The sequence below is a fragment of the Halomonas tibetensis genome, from assembly GCF_042643535.1.
In the GTDB taxonomy this organism is placed as follows: domain Bacteria; phylum Pseudomonadota; class Gammaproteobacteria; order Pseudomonadales; family Halomonadaceae; genus Halomonas; species Halomonas tibetensis.
This window is the reverse complement of record NZ_JBHRSQ010000009.1, coordinates 237339-252911: the sequence shown is the minus strand read 5'-3', so window position 1 is coordinate 252911 and position 15573 is coordinate 237339. Positions and strand designations below refer to the sequence as shown.

The 15573-nt window shown below is 66.3% G+C and carries 12 protein-coding genes; 5 read left to right on the top strand and 7 right to left on the bottom strand.

What is annotated here, in order from left to right:
* Window positions 1–90: 90 nt before the first annotated feature.
* Entirely contained in the window at window positions 91–1260 is a 1170-nt protein-coding gene (locus ACFODV_RS07465; protein WP_379757003.1) for a globin domain-containing protein, read from the top strand.
* A gap of 69 nt (window positions 1261–1329) precedes the next feature.
* On the opposite strand, the gene ACFODV_RS07460 is transcribed toward ACFODV_RS07465, so the two are convergent.
* Together ACFODV_RS07460 and ACFODV_RS07455 are read right to left on the bottom strand one after the other, a co-directional pair.
* Window positions 1330–4440: an efflux RND transporter permease subunit gene (locus tag ACFODV_RS07460; protein WP_379757000.1), complete on the bottom strand. Its 3111-nt coding sequence runs from the start codon at window positions 4438–4440 to the stop codon at window positions 1330–1332.
* Window positions 4437–5834, bottom strand: a complete 1398-nt coding sequence (locus ACFODV_RS07455; RefSeq protein ID WP_379756997.1) for an efflux RND transporter periplasmic adaptor subunit — start codon at window positions 5832–5834, stop codon at window positions 4437–4439. Before ACFODV_RS07455 ends, ACFODV_RS07460 begins: the two co-directional genes overlap by 4 nt.
* Window positions 5835–6193: 359 nt before the next feature.
* On the opposite strand from ACFODV_RS07455, the gene ytfE reads away from it, so the two are divergent.
* Window positions 6194–6850 (top strand): iron-sulfur cluster repair protein YtfE, encoded by a 657-nt coding sequence (gene ytfE / locus ACFODV_RS07450; protein WP_379756994.1) that lies wholly within the window; start codon window positions 6194–6196, stop codon window positions 6848–6850.
* Between the two features lie 114 nt (window positions 6851–6964).
* Here the strand turns inward: ytfE and ACFODV_RS07445 are convergent, their stop codons facing one another.
* On the bottom strand, window positions 6965–7396 hold the full coding sequence (locus ACFODV_RS07445; protein WP_379756992.1) for a globin: 432 nt from the start codon (window positions 7394–7396) through the stop codon (window positions 6965–6967).
* A 199-nt stretch (window positions 7397–7595) separates the two neighbouring features.
* Between ACFODV_RS07445 and ubiU the strand changes: the two genes are divergently transcribed.
* From ubiU to ACFODV_RS07430, 3 genes are read left to right on the top strand one after another with little or no spacing between them, the layout of a single operon-like run.
* Window positions 7596–8591: a ubiquinone anaerobic biosynthesis protein UbiU gene (gene ubiU, locus ACFODV_RS07440; protein ID WP_379756989.1), complete on the top strand. Its 996-nt coding sequence runs from the start codon at window positions 7596–7598 to the stop codon at window positions 8589–8591.
* A 10-nt stretch (window positions 8592–8601) separates the two neighbouring features.
* Window positions 8602–9522 carry a U32 family peptidase gene (locus tag ACFODV_RS07435; RefSeq protein WP_379756986.1) on the top strand — a complete coding sequence of 307 codons (921 nt, stop codon included), beginning with the start codon at window positions 8602–8604 and terminating at the stop codon, window positions 9520–9522.
* A gap of 8 nt (window positions 9523–9530) precedes the next feature.
* Entirely contained in the window at window positions 9531–10268 is a 738-nt protein-coding gene (locus ACFODV_RS07430) for an anaerobic ribonucleoside-triphosphate reductase activating protein (protein ID WP_379756984.1), read from the top strand.
* Window positions 10269–10377: 109 nt separating this feature from the next.
* On the opposite strand, the gene ACFODV_RS07425 is transcribed toward ACFODV_RS07430, so the two are convergent.
* The 4 genes from ACFODV_RS07425 to hemN form a co-directional block, all read right to left on the bottom strand.
* Complete coding sequence (locus ACFODV_RS07425; protein WP_379756981.1) at window positions 10378–11130, bottom strand: ribonucleoside-diphosphate reductase; 753 nt, start codon at window positions 11128–11130, stop codon at window positions 10378–10380.
* Window positions 11131–11184: 54 nt separating this feature from the next.
* A complete protein-coding gene (locus ACFODV_RS07420) occupies window positions 11185–13296 on the bottom strand; it encodes an adenosylcobalamin-dependent ribonucleoside-diphosphate reductase (protein ID WP_379756978.1) in 2112 nt (703 codons plus the stop codon).
* 37 nt (window positions 13297–13333) lie between these two features.
* The gene (gene ubiT, locus ACFODV_RS07415) at window positions 13334–13828 is read right to left on the bottom strand and encodes a ubiquinone anaerobic biosynthesis accessory factor UbiT (RefSeq protein ID WP_379756975.1); all 495 of its coding nucleotides are present in this window, start codon (window positions 13826–13828) and stop codon (window positions 13334–13336) included.
* A 308-nt stretch (window positions 13829–14136) separates the two neighbouring features.
* The gene (hemN, locus tag ACFODV_RS07410; protein ID WP_379756972.1) at window positions 14137–15522 is read right to left on the bottom strand and encodes an oxygen-independent coproporphyrinogen III oxidase; all 1386 of its coding nucleotides are present in this window, start codon (window positions 15520–15522) and stop codon (window positions 14137–14139) included.
* Window positions 15523–15573: the final 51 nt, after the last annotated feature.

Below are 15573 nucleotides of genomic sequence, written 5' to 3'. Positions count from 1 at the left end.
GGGGCGACAATACGCCCCAAGACAGTGCCTACCCAAAAGAGGTATTTTATATACCTATTAAAAAAACTATCCCCGACGAAGGAAAACTCCATGCTCAATCGAGATCATGAGCAACTGATCGATGCCACCGCTCCGCTGGTGGCCGAACACCTTGATGCCATCACCCAGCGCTTCTACCCGCTGATGTTCGCCCGCCACCCTGAGGTGAAGCCGCTGTTCAACGAGGCCCATCAGCAGGATGGCGGGCAACCCAGGGCCCTGGCCGGTGCCGTGCTAGCCTATGTGGGGCTGCGTCAGGATCCCCAGCAGGCCCGCGGCGCTCTGGCCACGGTAGTCGGAAAACATATCTCCCTGGGCATCCAGCCTGACCAGTACCCCATCGTCGGCGAATGCCTGATGGCCGCCATTGGCGACGTACTGGGCGACGCCGTAACGCCGGAGGTCGCCGCTGCCTGGAGCGGCCTCTACGAGGAGCTGGCCGGGCTGCTCATCGAGTTGGAAGAGCAGCGCTACCGGGAGTTCGAACAACGGCCCGGCGGCTGGCGAGGCACTCGCGCGTTCCGCATCGTCGAGATCCATCAGGAGAGTGCGGTAATCCGCTCCTTCGTGCTGGAGCCCGTGGACGGCAGAGCGGTGGCCGATCACGAGCCTGGGCAGTTCATCGGCGTGCGGCTGACCCTTGATGGCAAGCCGGTCTACCGCCACTACAGCCTCTCCGACGTGCCCAACGGCGCCCGCTATCGGATCTCCATCAAGCGCGAGCCCGGCGGTCGCGCCAGCTGCCACTTCCACGATGTGCTGGGCGTGGGTGACACCCTGGAGCTGCTGCCGCCGGCCGGCGACCTGACGCTGGTCGACGGGGACGAACCGCTGCTGCTGGCCTCGGGCGGCGTGGGCCAGACGCCGATGCTGCCACTCGCCCGCCAGGCCCTGGCTCAGGGGCGCCGGGTGGTCTATCTGCACGCCGCCCTGGACGCCGAGCACCACGCCTTCGCCCACGAGGTGGCGGCCCTGGCTGACGCCCATCCCAAGCAGCTGCAGGCAGTGACAGTGCACGAGAGCGGCGATGGCGCCGACCATATCGGCCGGATCGATCGCGAGCTGTTGGCGCACCTGCTACCCGAAAAAGCGCGCTGCTACTTCGTGGGGCCCCAGGGCTTCATGACCGCGGTGGACCGGGCACTCGTCGACCTCGGCGTGCCAGCCGAGCGTCGCCACTACGAACACTTCGGCCCCTCACGCCCCCTCGACGCCGCCTGAGCCCAAGCGGCCCCACCAGCACGACGACACGCCCCGGACATGCCGGGGCGTAGTCATGTTCGAACACCATTACTCACTCGTGGCTGATGTTTCCTTCACGCCTACCCATCCCCAGTCATCGAACAGCACGTAAAGGGCTGGAATGACCAGCAGTACCAGCACGGTCGCGCTGAGCAGACCGAACACCACCGAAATCACCAGCGGCTTGATGGCTGCGGCCTGGCTGCTGGTCTCGGCCAGCAGTGGCAGCAACCCGGCGATGGTGGTGGTGGATGAGATCAGTATGGCGCGCAGCCGGTCGCGGCTGGCCTGGCCAGCCGCCGCCACGGCGTCGAGCCCGCGCTCGCGATGGGTCTTGATGAAGTGGATCAGCAGGATGGCGTTGTTGACCACGATCCCGGCCAGAGAAGCCGCCCCGATCAGCGAGGGCATGGAGAGGTAGTAACCCATGATGACGTGCCCCCAGATGGCACCGATGAAGGCCAGGGGGATCGACAGCATGACAATCAGCGGTTCCACGTAGCTGCGGAACTGGAAGGAGAGGATCACGAAGATCCCCACCAGCCCGATCAGCAGACCGCGACCGATGGAGCCCCCGGTCTCGGCGGAGCTGGCTACCTCCCCTTCAAAGACGACCTCCACCTCGGGATGGCGGGCCTGGAAATCGTCCAGCCAGCCGCTCGCCACCAGGGCGTCGACGATAGCCTGGCCGCTGGCCTGACGGGCATCCACATTGGCCTCCACGGTCACCGTTCGCCGCCCGTCGATGCGGGTGATGCGCGCCCAGTCGCGACGCTCGGTCGCCTCGGCGACTACCTCCAGAGGCACCCTCCGCCCGTCGGGGAGAAGGATAGTCAGGTCGGCGAGATCGTCCAGGCCATCCCGGTCGCTGGCGGCCTGACGCACCAGCACCTCCACGTCCTGATCGCCGATGCGCAGGGTATCGGCGATCTCGCCGAGCAGCGCGGCGCGCATCTGGCTGGCCACTTCCTCGGCGGTCAGCCCCATGCCGTGGGCGCCTTCGATCAGCGAGAAGGCTCGCTGAGGCTTGCCCAGGCGCAGATCATCGATGACGTTGTAGACAGCCGCATAGCCCTCGAGATGTTTCCCAAGCTCCCTCGCCGCCACCTGCATGGCGGCCAGATCCTCGCCGACGAGACGCACCTCCACCGGCACCCCGGCAGGGCCGAAGCCCGGCTCCTGGATGATCAAGCGCTGCACCCCTTCGATCTCACCGATCGCCTCGCGCCAGGCCGCGGTAAGCTCGTCCAGGGTCACCCGCCGACGCTCGGCGGTCAGCAGGTCGACCACCAACGTGGCCACATGGGGGCCCGCTTCCCGGGCGCTGGGGTTGTGGTTGAAACGCACCTGGATCGCCTCGACCAGACGCGCCCCGTCCGGCTGATCGGGAGAGTAGCGGGCATCGAGGGCCTGCATCGCCGCCTCGATCCGCTCGGCCACCGCCTCGGTACGCGCCAGCGGCGTGCCCTGGGGCATCAGGATGCGCGCCTCCAGCACGTCGCCATCGATGTCGGGCATCGCCTCGCTGCCGACATGCCCTCCCGCCATAAAGCCAGCGGAACCCAGAATGATCGCCAGAACGGCGCCCAATACCGCATAACGAAAGCGGATGGCGCGGTCGGCCAACCGCCCCACGCTCTCGCGGAAACGCTCGAAGCGGCGGTCGAAGGCAACGCGTAGCCGTGAGTCCCGGTCCTGCTGCAGGTGTTTCACACTACCCTTCAGATGGTGTGGCAGGATCCAGAAGGCCTCGATCAGGCTAGCCGCCAGGGCGGCGATCAGCACTATCGGCAGCACCTCGAGCACGGCGCCCAGTTCGCCGGACAGAAAGGAGAGCGGTACAAACACCGCCACCGTGGTCAGGAAGGACGACAACACCCCGGGCAGCACCTGGCGGGTACCGGCCACTACCGCCTCCAGCGGCGAGGCGTTCTCCCGAGCGTGGGAGGCGATGTTATCGGTGATGACGATGGCGTCGTCCATGACGATGCCGATGGCCATCAACAGGGCCACCAGAGTAATCATGTTCAGCGACAGCCCGGTCAACGCCATGACGGTGAAGGCGCCCATAAAGGCGGCGGGCAGTCCCAGTACCGCCCACAGCGCCAGCCGCGGACGAAAGAACAAGCTCATCACCAGCACTACCAGAACCAGCCCCATGATGCCGTTGCCCACCAGCATCTGCAGGCGGTCACGCACAATGCCGGTCATGTCCTGAGTCAGGGTCAGCGTCACGCCGCCATCGAAGCGCTGGCGCTCGGCCTCGATCAACTGTTCAAGGCGCGCCTTCACCGTCAGGGCATCGTCGCGCAGGCTCTTGCTCACCTCCAGCACCACCGATGGCTCGCCGTTGAAGCGGACCTGCTCCTCTTCCCGTTCGCCGGTCTCGCTCAAGGTGGCGAGCTCACCCAGGGTCAACTCGCCACCCTCCGGACTGGAGACCACCACCAGCGAGGCCAGCTCCGCGAGTGAACGGCGCTGATCGGTGAAGCGCAGCAGGATATCGCGGTCGCGAGTTTCCAGCGTGCCGAGCGGCAGATCGATGCTCTGGCTGGCCAACCGGCGAGCCAGATCCCGCGCGGAGAGCCCGTGCTGGCCCAGCACTTCGCGTGGCACCTCCACCTGCCACTGGCGCTGCGACATGCCGTGGATCGACACGTCCGCCACGCCCGGCAGCGCCATGATGCGTTCCTCCAGACCCAGGGCGTAATCCTCGAGCTGCCGGGTGGGCATATCCCCCGAGACTGCCACCGCCACTACCGGATCGCTGCGGTGCAGCTCGCGGACCACCGGCGCCTCGGCGCGGGCCGGCAGGTCGGTGATGGCATTGACCTCGGTATCGATCTGGGTGAGGAAGCGGATGGCGTCGCCGCCTGACGCCATGGTGACCGTGGCGCTGGCCAGATTGTCCTGGGCCACGCAGGCGAACTCATCGAGGAACTCCACCCCCTTGACCGCCTCATGAAGGCGCCGACAGATAGCGTCCTCGACATCGGTGGCGCTGGCGCCGCGATAGATCGCCTCCACGGCCACTTCGGTGGGGCGATAGTCGGGGAAGGTCTCACGCTTGAGGTTCGGAGCGGCGAACAGGCCAACGGCCAGCAGCAGTATCAGCAGCAGATTGGCTGCCGTGGGATGTGCAGCAAACCAGCGGATCATGGCGCCGCACTCCCGGCCGGGGCATCGCGGGAGGTTTCCCCCAGCGCCTGGGCGGCGAGGCGGGCCTCGAGCGCCGCGTCACGCCGCGGCGCCAGCATCATGCCGGCCAGGGCGGGCTGCAGGTCATCGACGATGACCCGTTCACCCGGAGCAAGACCCGCCTCGATCACCGCCAGGTCCCCCTGCTCGAAGGCCACCGACACCTCGCGCCGCACCAGACGCGCCTCCCCGTCGGCCAGGTAGAGCTCGCCGTGATGCAAGGCCGATGCCGGCACCACCAGCCGAGGCTCGGGGCTCGGGGCCGAGAGGTGTACCCGGGTATACATGTCGCGCTGCAGTGGGGGGCGGTCCGGCGGCCGCGCATCCCGGTAGGGGTGATCGACCCGCACCACCACCCGCACGGCGCGGGTGGCCGGATCCAGGCCGCTGGCAATACGCACTACCCGCCCGCGCCAACCCACACCAGGGGCACCCACCAGCGCCAGTTCGGCCTCGATGACGCCGAGGTCGATGCGTTCGCTGAGATCCAGGGTACCGAGGGGCAGGTCATCGGGGGCCACGGTGCCCAGCAGGCGTCGCATCATGCTGAACGGGATACGCGCCTCCACCTCGGCGGCGTCCAGGCTGTCCGCTTCGAAGAGCCGCTGCCCGACGGCGACGAACTGGTGACGCTCCACCGCGACCTCTGCAAGGCGCAGGTCGTAGGGGGCGATGAAGCGGGTATCTTCAAGGTCTCGCTGGGCTTGGGACAGGTGCGTGGCGGCCCGGGCCTGCTGGGCCTCCAGCGACTGTCGCCGCGCCGGCAGCAGTGCCAGGCTGTTCTGCAGGGAAGCCACCGCCTGGCGCTGGGCCAGGGTGGCACGGTGCTGTTCGTCGAGCTGGGCGCGGGCCACGGCCCCGCTGCCGGCCAGCCTTTCAATGCGCGCCAGTTCCTGCTCGGCCAGGGCCAGACGCTCGCGCTCCAGCACCAGCAGCCGGCCGGTATTCTCCTCCTCGACCTCGAGCAAGGCCCCCTCGCCGACCAGGCCGGCCAGCTCAGCCTCGGCCTCGGCGATGGCTAGCTCATAGCGACTGGGATCGAGCGCCACCAGCAAGGCGCCCTCCGGCAGCAGGGTGCCGCTCTCCAGTGCCGGATGACGCTCCACAACGCGGCCCGACACGTTGGCCACCGCCTGCCAGGTCTCGGCGGGGCGGGCCACGCCGTGGCCACGGGCCTCGAGACGCAGCTCAGTCGGCTGCACCTCGATCACCGTGACCGGCGTGTGCGCCACTGCCGCCTCGAGGCGCTCCGGCACCTGGCGGTTGGCCACGAAAACAACCAGCAGCGCCGCGCCCACCCCAACGCCGACCAGCACCGCCACTCCCCGTACCAGCCGACTGATCAAAGGCCTCATATGTCACCTCCCTCCGCCGCGCGGTTGATCTGCCAGCAGAGCGTCGAGGCGGGTGTCGCTCCGGGTTCTAAGAGCCCCCTGGTACTGAAGCGTTGCCCTTCCACCATGCTTGAGTCTTGCATGTATCATCGTTCCATCTTGTGTGGGCGCGAAGCCGGCCGCCAGCCAACATCATCCGGCGCTGACCTCGGTCAAGTCGTGTCAATGAGGATCGCCGGCAGCGGCCCTGCGGCATCGAGCGGTGAGGGGCGGGCCGGGGGGCGACAATTCGTCCCATGTCAGCTCCGGCCCTAAAGATGTATTAAACATACATCTTAATATGCTACCTGCACAGACCATCACCTCAAGAGGAAATCACCATGAGCCTAATCGAACAGAGCGTCGGCCGCACCGCCCTGACCCTGCCCGGCGCGACCCGGGTGTTCCGCGACCACAACATCGACTTCTGCTGCGGGGGACGCATCAGCCTGCGCGAGGCCGCCGAGCGCATCGGCCTGGCGCCCGAGGCCCTGGTCGCCGAGCTCGAAGGGCTGCCGAAAGGCGAGAGCGACGAGCGAGACTGGCAGGAAGCCAGCAACGACGAACTGATCGACCATATCCTGACCCGCTATCACGATGTCCATCGCCAGCAGCTGCCCGAACTGGTGCGCATGGCCCGACGCGTCGAACAGGTCCACGGTGAGCGTGACACCTGCCCCAGCGGACTGGCCGACCTGCTCACCACCATCCATCAGGAGATGGAGAGCCATATGCAGAAGGAGGAGCAGATTCTCTTCCCGATGCTGCGTCGCGGGATGGGCGCCCAGGCCCAGGGGCCCATCGCCGTGATGCGTCACGAACACGACGACCACGGCGAGAACCTCGAGCAGGTGTTGGCGCTGACCGACAATATCACCCCGCCCAAGGGGGCCTGCACCACCTGGCGCGCCCTCTACGCCGGACTGCGCGAGTTCCGCGACGACCTGATGCAGCACATTCACCTGGAGAACAACCTGTTGTTCGAGCGCGCCGGCTGAGACCCAGGCAGACCCATACCTTTGAACCGGTAACGGAAAGACTCAACGACACCGCCCCATGGGCGAGGCCCATAGGGCGGTGTCGTGCCTGGCGCCGTGATCCGCGTAACAGGTTCATCCGCCGGAATCGTCATCCCGGTCGTAGTGGAACGTCATGAAGACGATGCCCGGCGTCATCACCAGCCGCCAGGCCAGCTCGACGTCATCATCGAACTGCTCGTCGAAGACACGAACCGTGTCGATCAATGTCTCGAGCCAGAGGTCATAGAGCGCCGGGACAATGTCGAGATGCACGCGACTATGGCTGACCGCCACCTCCTTCAGGTAGTAGTCGGCATGGCTCGACACGTAGAAAGAAAGAAGGCGATAGAAGGCCTTCTTCAGCATGGCCCGCTGGCTGGTCATGTCGGTATGGCGAAACTTCTCCGCCACCTCCGGTGAGGCCGCAAGGAAGCGCTCATAGAAAGCCGCGAAGAACGCCTGACCCTCGACCTCCCGGCTCAGTACCCGCGCGTAGCTCGCATCGAAGAGGTTTTCGATATCCATGACCACCTCGCGTGGTTGAGCGTGTCTGACCCAAGACTAGGCCAGACGCTGGCGCAGGGCCTTACCAAACGTCCATCGCATGGCCCCGACATGACCTGTATCTCGCCATTCACGAATCCCCCTCGCCATGACGCCAGTCAAATGGCCGCGGGGGATAGTCGACTAGCATGGTCGGGTTTTCATCGAGAGGAGGCTCACCATGGAGCTCGTCTGCCCCGCCGGCAACCTGCCCGCCCTGAAGCGCGCCGTGGACGAAGGAGCCGATGCGGTCTACTTCGGCTTCCAGAACACCACCAACGCTCGCCAGTTTGCCGGGCTCAACTTCACCGACAAGCGCGCACGTGAAGGCATCGACTATGCCCACTCCCGCGGCAAGCGGGTCTTCTGCGCCATCAACACCTACCCTCAGCCGGACGGCTGGGCCATGTGGACCCGCGCCGTGGATCAGGCCGCCGAACTTGGCGTCGACGCCCTGATCATGGCCGACATGGGGCTGCTCGACTACGCCGCCCGCCGTCACCCTGAACTCGCCCGCCACCTCTCGGTGCAGGGCTCGGCGACCAGCCACGAAGCTCTTCGCTTCTACCACAACCAGTTCGGCATCAAGCGCGCCGTGTTGCCCCGGGTGCTCTCCATTACCCAGGTGCGCGACCTAGCGAAACAGAGTCCGGTGGAGCTGGAGGTGTTCGCCTTCGGCAGCCTCTGCATCATGGCCGAGGGTCGCTGCTACCTCTCGTCGTATCTCACCGGCGAATCCCCCAACACCCGCGGCGTCTGCTCGCCGGCCGCCCATGTGCGCTGGGAGGAGACACCGGAGGGCCTGGAATCGCGCCTCAACGGCGTGCTCATCGACCGCTACGCCAAGGGCGAGAACGCCGGCTACCCCACCCTCTGCAAGGGGCGCTTCGAGGTCGGCGGCGAGACCTACCACGCCATCGAGGAGCCCACCAGCCTCAACACTCTGGAGCTGCTGCCGGAGCTCGCCGAACTGGGCATCAGCGCGGTGAAGATCGAGGGCCGTCAGCGCAGTCCGGCCTACGTGTCCAAGGTCGCCGGTATCTGGCGCCAGGCCCTGGACCGCCTGGAGCGGGCTCCCGGCCGCTTCCACGTCGAGCCCGCCTGGATGACCGGCCTCGGCGAGGTCTCCGAAGGCAGCACCACCACCCTGGGCGCCTACGAGCGCCGCTGGAAATAGGAGAGAGCCCATGTCTGCGAACCCCACGCTCCAGCTGTCGCTCGGCCCGGTGCTCTTCTACTGGACCCGCGAGCACTACGCCGACTTCTATCGCGAGGCCGCCGACTGGCCGGTCGATATCGTCCACCTAGGCGAGTCGGTCTGCTCGCGGCGCCGCGACATGAAGCTCGACGACTGGCTGGGACTAGGACGCGAGCTGACCCAAAGCGGCAAGCAGGTAGTGCTGTCCAGTCAGGCCCTGATCGAGTCCGAGGCCGATCTGCGCGATCTGCGCAAGCTATGCGACAACGGTGAGTTCCTGGTCGAGGCCAACGACCAGAGCGCCCTGCAGCGCCTCTCGGCGGCGGGACAACCCTTCGTGGCCGGCGCGTCGCTCAACCTCTACAACCCGGCCACACTCTCCGTACTGGCCCGCGTCGGCATGCAGCGCTGGCAGGCCCCGGTGGAGATGTCCAAGGGCGATCTGGCGAGACTGCTGGCCGACTGCCGCGATCAGGGGCTAGAGGCGGCCTGCGAAGTGTTTGCCTACGGCCACCTGCCGTTGGCCTGGTCGTCGCGCTGTTTCACCGCACGCCGCTATCAGAAGCCCAAGGACCGCTGTCAGTTCGTCTGCCAGAAGCACCCGGAGGGCCTCGCTTTGCGTACCCAGGAGGCGGACCAGGTGTTCACGCTCAACGGTATCCAGACCCTGTCTGGCGCCTGCCAGGATCTGCGCCATGAGCTGCCGAGCATGGCCGAGATGGGCGTCGGAATCGCCCGGCTGAGCCCGCGCCCCGAGGGCATGGCCGAGGTGGTGACCGCCTTCGATTCCGCCCGCCACGGTTTGCTTCCCGCCCTTGACCCGCTCGCCCTGGTCGAGGCCGAGATCTGCGACGGCTACTGGCACGGCCGGCCCGGCATGAACCATAGCCGAGTGTCCCTCCAGGGATAACCACTGCCATGATGCCGAGACTCCCCGCTTTCGAGGCCGAGGTTCGCCTACCCATCGCCGGCTTCGACGCCCGGGACGATCACGCCTTTCCAGGTAGACGCGCTGCAGTGGTTCATCTTCAGGGCTGCCCGCTGCAGTGCGGCTACTGCGAGACCGCAAGCCGCATGGGGCCGGCAAGGCGCGGTATGCCGGGGGAGTGGGATGCCATCGAAGCGCTGCTCGCCGCCCGGGGCGGCGAGATCGATGCCGTGGTGTTCAGCGGCGGCGAGCCCACCCTGCACGCTGACCTGCCGGCTGCGGCCGACGCCTGCCGGGCGCTGGGGCTGGCGGTGGGGTTGCACACCGCCGGCTCCTACCCGGAACGCCTGGAGGCGCTGCTGCCGCGGCTGGACTGGGTAGCGCTGGACACCAAGGGGCGCGGCGCCGACTTCGATCGCATCGCCGGGCGACGTGGCATCTGGCAGCGCCATGCCCGCAGCCTGTCGCTGCTGCTGGAAGGCAACGTCACTTTCGAGTGTCGTACCACGGTGCACTGGCGCGACTTCACCCTGGAGGCGCTGGAACAGCTGGCCATGACCCTGGCCGACTGCGGCGTGCGCCGCTACGCCATCCAACTGGCCCGCCTGGAGCACTGCCGCGACCCCGACTACTGCCGCCCGGTGGCCGACGCCCCGCCGCGGGAGGACCTGGAGACCCTAGTGCGCCGACTCAGGCGCCACTTCGAGTCCGTCGAGCTGCGCGGCTGACACAGTACCCTTGAAACAACACCGCCCCGAACCACTCTCGTGACCCGGGGCGGTGAACTATCGCCGGTTGTCGGTCAGCCTATCCGCACGTTTGTTGCGCGGGCTTTCGTTAACCGCACTTGGACCAGCCACAGCCGGCGTAGCAGGTGGGGCACCCGTCCATCATGATCAGCTCGCCGTTGCACTCCGGGCAGTGGCCCACCACGGTGGGGCCGTCACCCTTGGCGTGATCGGCATGCTGGGCCTTGCGCTCGGTCTGCTCGATCTCCTCCGCGGTGGGCGGATGCCACAGGTGGCCGCTGGCCTGACGCTGGGCGTAGCGGGCCACCAGCGCCTCCACCGGCACCTGGTTACCATCCTGGTCGAGGAAGCCGCGACGAAAGAGGATCTGCTGGATCGACCAGGCGATGGCCGCGACCTCGGAGTCGTGGAACATGGGCTTGCCCCAACGGTTCATGCCGCAGCGCACCAGGCCCTTGTCCCAGGCCACCTTGCGCAGGTCGGCCACCGCCTGGGTGACGTAGCCGCCACGAGCGGCCAGCGACAGGCTGCGCATGGTGGCGGTGATCCACTGGTGCTCGCTGGAGAGCTGGCCGGAGGGGAAGAAGAACTCCACCGGGCGCTCGACCACCACCCGCTTGCCCGCCAGCACGCCCTCCACGGGCATGAACGACACCAGCAGGTAGACCTTCTTGCGTCCCTCGGCGCCGACGTAGGAGATCTTCTCCGACACGGCTTCCAGGGTGCCTTCAGGGCGCGAGGGAATGCGCACCGTCAGCGGGTTCTCCTCGGGCAACGGCGGCTCTTCCACCGCCTTCTTGACGCTGTAGGAAACAATCTTGGACGTGATCTCGACGGCCATCAGGAGGCTCCTCCGATAAGTGGGTGATTGACGCTCAACGGCAGGTGGAACGGCTTACCACTTGCCATAGGTGCCTTCCTTCAGCGCGTCATAGAGGTTCGCCGCGTTGTGCTCTTCGCCGTCGTAGATGATCTTCTCGTCACCGGCCAGCTCCACGGTCTCGCCGTTCTCCAGTTCGAACACATAGGTGGTGTTCTTCAGGTCGTCCTCGCGAACCAGCACCCCCTGGAAAGCCTCCGGATTGAAGCGGAAGGTGGTGCAGCCCTTGAGCTGGCTCCGGTAGGCGTCCAGGTACAGATCCTTGAACTCCTCGAAGGGAAAATCGGTGGGCACGTTCACCGTCTTGGAAATCGCCGAATCGACCCAGGCCTGGGCGGCGGCCTGCACCGCCACGTGCTGCTTCGGGCTCACCGAATCGGCGGTGATGAAGTAGTCCGGCAGGTCGCTGTCCACGGCGGCAGGGGCGATGAAGTGGCGATAGGCCGCCAGCTCGAAGGAGACCACTTCCACCTGTTCCTTGGTCTTCTTGCCCGCCTGGATCACATTGCGGAAGTAGCGGTGCGAGAACGACGGCTCGATGCCGTTGGAGGCGTTGTTGCCCAGCGACAGCGAGATGGTGCCGGTGGGGGCAATGGAGCTGTGGTGGGTGAAGCGCGCGCCGTGCTCGGCGAGTTGGGCAACCAGCTCCGGCTCCAGCTCGGCGACCTTCTGCATGTAGCGGCTGTAGCGCGCATGCAGGATGCGGCCGGGCAGCTTATCGCCGATCTCGTAGCCGTCCTTCTTGAGTTCGGGCCGCTCGCGCATCATCTTCGGGGTGATCTCGAAGTCCTCCGCCAGCGCCGGGGCCATGCCCTTCTCGCGGGAAAGCTCCAGCGCCTGCTTCCAGCCCTCGATGGCCAGGTTGCGGCTCACCTCCTCGGTGAAGGCCAGCGACTCGGGCGAGCCGTAGGGAATCTTGAGCATGGTCATGGTCGAACCGAGGCCCAGGAAGCCCATCCCGTGGCGGCGCTTGGCCTCGATCTCGCGGCGCTGACCGGAAAGCGGCAGGCCGCTGATCTCCACCACGTTGTCGAGCATGCGGGTGAAGACCGCCACCACCTCGCGGTAGCGCTCCCAGTCGAAGCGCGGCTTCTTGCCGAAGGGGTCGATGACGAAGCGGGTCAGGTTGACCGAGCCCAGCAGGCAGGCGCCTTCCGGGGGCAGCGGCTGCTCGCCGCAGGGGTTGGTGGCGCGGATCTCCTCGCAGAACCAGTTGTTGTTCATCCGGTTGACCTGATCGATCAGGATGAAACCCGGCTCGGCGAAGTCGTAGGTGGAGCTCATGATGGTGTCCCAGAGCTCGCGGGCCTTGATCACCTCGACGATGCGACAGGCCACGCGCCCCTCGGCGTCGACGGTGTAGCCCTCTTCGACTACCGGCCAGTCGCGGTAGATCAGCTCGTTCTGCTCGACGTCGTCCTTCTCGCCGGCGTGCAGCGGGAACGCCAGCGGCCAGTCGGCGTCCTGCTTTACCGCCTCCATGAACTCGTCGGTGATCAGCAGGCTGAGGTTGAACTGGCGCAGGCGGCCCGCCTCGCGCTTGGCCTCGATGAACTGGCGCACGTCGGGATGGCCGACATCGAAGGTGCCCATCTGGGCACCACGGCGCCCACCGGCGGAAGCCACCGTGAAGCACATCTTGTCGTAGATATCCATGAACGCCAGGGGGCCGTTGGTGCCGGCACCGGCGCCGAACACGAAGGCGCCCTTGTGACGCAGGGTAGAAAAGTCATAGCCGATGCCGCAGCCCGCCTTGAGGGTCATGCCGGCATCCACCACGGAGTCGAGGATATCGTGCATGGAATCGCGAATGGTGCGCGACACCGTACAGTTGATCAGGCTCACCGCCGGTTTGAAGGCCTCGGCGCCAGCATTGGACATGATCCGCCCGGCGGGAATGGCGCCGTTCTCCAGCGCCCAGCGGAATTTCGGCAGCCACTCGTCGGCCTTGTCACCCTCCACCACGGCCAGGGCCCGGGCCACCCGCTCCCAGGTAGCGTCCACGTCCTTGTCCACGGGCTTGCCATGACGGTCCTTGAGGCGATACTTGGAGTCCCAGATATCGCGGGACGGCACCTGCAGAGGGACCTCGCTGGATGACTTCACGGCCTTGGTGGAAGTGCTCATGCGAATGACTCCGTAACATACGTTAATCGAAAAAAACTCAGGTCTTGCGTCTCGCCAGCCGCTCCAGGCGAACCAGCAGGTCACCGAAGGGGCCTTGTGCCAACCCCTCCTCGCAACTGTCGAGGAGGTTCTTGACCATCAGGCCCAGCTCGGTGTCGCCCTCGATCAGCAGCCGGCGCTGGAAGAACAGGGCATCGGGATCCTCACGGCGGGTGGCCAGGCAGAGAAACTCACGCCAGCCTCCGCGAATGGTGGCCTCGCCGGGCTGGGTACACACCCTCAGGCGCTCGTTCTCGAGGGTGAGGGTCAGCGTCATGCCCAGATCCTCGACGGCCAAGGTGATACGGCGCCCTGTCAGGGCGTCGAACTCTCCCTCGGCGAGGGGCTCGGCGAAGGTGCGGTTGAGCAGCGGTTCCACCAGGCGACGCTTGACACCGACCGGCACGCGCGGATCGACGGCGCGAATCAGGCGGGCGGGGGCGGGAAGACGCGGCAGGGCCTGTAACGGTAAAGGCAACAACGGCAGGGACATGACAGTTCTCCTGAGAATAACCATGCGGCCGAAGCCGGCGAACCGTTGATCCTATGCCGGTGTTCCCGGGGCTGCACTGACATGCATCATGTCGTCGGACAACCCTCGATCGCTCGCGGCCCGACTACCATATATAGACCATATCTCCTCGGCAAGCCCTATATCTGGTGCAGACGGGGAGCATCATGACCCATTTTCATTTGACACCGAAAGACGCCCGGCCTGGCCCGCCGCAATGCGAGAAAGCCGCTCGCGTCGATGACGGAGCAGCGTCCAATAGAGGCTTGCGGCGGTGCCGCGAGGGGTCCCTAGACGGTGCGGGAGTAGCGGCCCTGGCTCTTCGCCAGGTAGGCGTCGAAAGCCATGGCGGCGTTGCGCATCATCAGCCGACCGCGTGGCAGCACCTCGATTTCGCCCTCACGGATCACCAGCAGGCCGTCTGCGGCCATCTCCTCGAGCTCCTCGAGGACTTCGGCGAAGGTGTCGCGAAAAACGATACCGTGAGCGGCCTCGATAGTGGCGAAGTCGATATGGTTGTGGCACATCAAGGCGTTGATGACGTCGCGGCGCAGGCGATCGTCGTCGCTGAGCCGATAGCCGCGGAATACCGGAAGCTGGCCCTGTTCCAGACGATGCTGGTACTGAGCGGTCTCTTTGACGTTCTGGCTGTAGGTGTCGCCGACCTTGCCGATAGAGGTAATGCCCAGGCCGATCAAATCGCAGTCGGCGTGGGTGGAATAGCCCTGGAAATTGCGCTGCAGGGTGCCGTTCTCCCGGGCCAGGGCGAGCTCGTCGTCGGGCAGGGCAAAGTGGTCCATGCCGATATAGACGTATCCCGCCTCGGTGAGGCGCCGAATGGTCAGCTCGAGCAGCTCCAGCTTGCGCTCCGGCGGCGGCATGTCCTCGGGGCGGATCAACCGCTGAGCCTTGAACAGCTCCGGCAGGTGAGCGTAACTGTAGGTGGCGATGCGGTCCGGCGCCAGATCGATGATCTTGGAGAGGGTAGTGTCGAAGCTGGCCACGGTCTGCAGCGGCAGGCCGTAGATCAGGTCGACGCTCACCGACTGGAAGCCGGCATCCCGGGACGCCTGGACCAGCTCCACCACCTGCTCCTCGCTCTGAAGGCGGTTGACCGCCTTCTGCACCTCGCGGTCGAAGTCCTGCACGCCGAAACTGAGCCGGTTGAACCCCAGGGCGTGAAGCTCGTGGATCTGCTCCGGGGTTACGGTCCGCGGGTCCACCTCCAGGGAGAATTCGCGCTCGGCGGCCTGGGCGAAGTGGAAGGCCTCGTCCAGCGAAGCCATCAACTCGCCGAGCTGGGCGTTGCTCAGGTAGGTGGGCGTCCCGCCGCCCAGGTGCAGCTGGGTCATGCGCCGCGATTCGTCGAACAGCGCCCCCTGTACGCGGATCTCCTGCTTGAGCCACTCCAGATACTCGGCGGCCCGCGCCGTATTGTGGGTGATGATCTTGTTGCAGGCGCAGTAGTAGCAGAGGCTCTCGCAAAAGGGGATATGCACGTAGACCGACAGCGGCTTGGGCGTCTTGGCCCGGTTGCTGCGCTCGGCCGCGGCGCGGTAGTCATCCTCGGCGAAGGCCGCGTGGAACTGGGGCGCCGTGGGATAGGAGGTATAGCGCGGCCCGGGTCGGTCGTACTTCTCTACCAGGGGGCGATCGAACAGCAGGTCGTCTTGCATCGTGAAACAGCCTCTTGAACCGGATGGCGGCGCCGCCGCATGGGGCAGAGT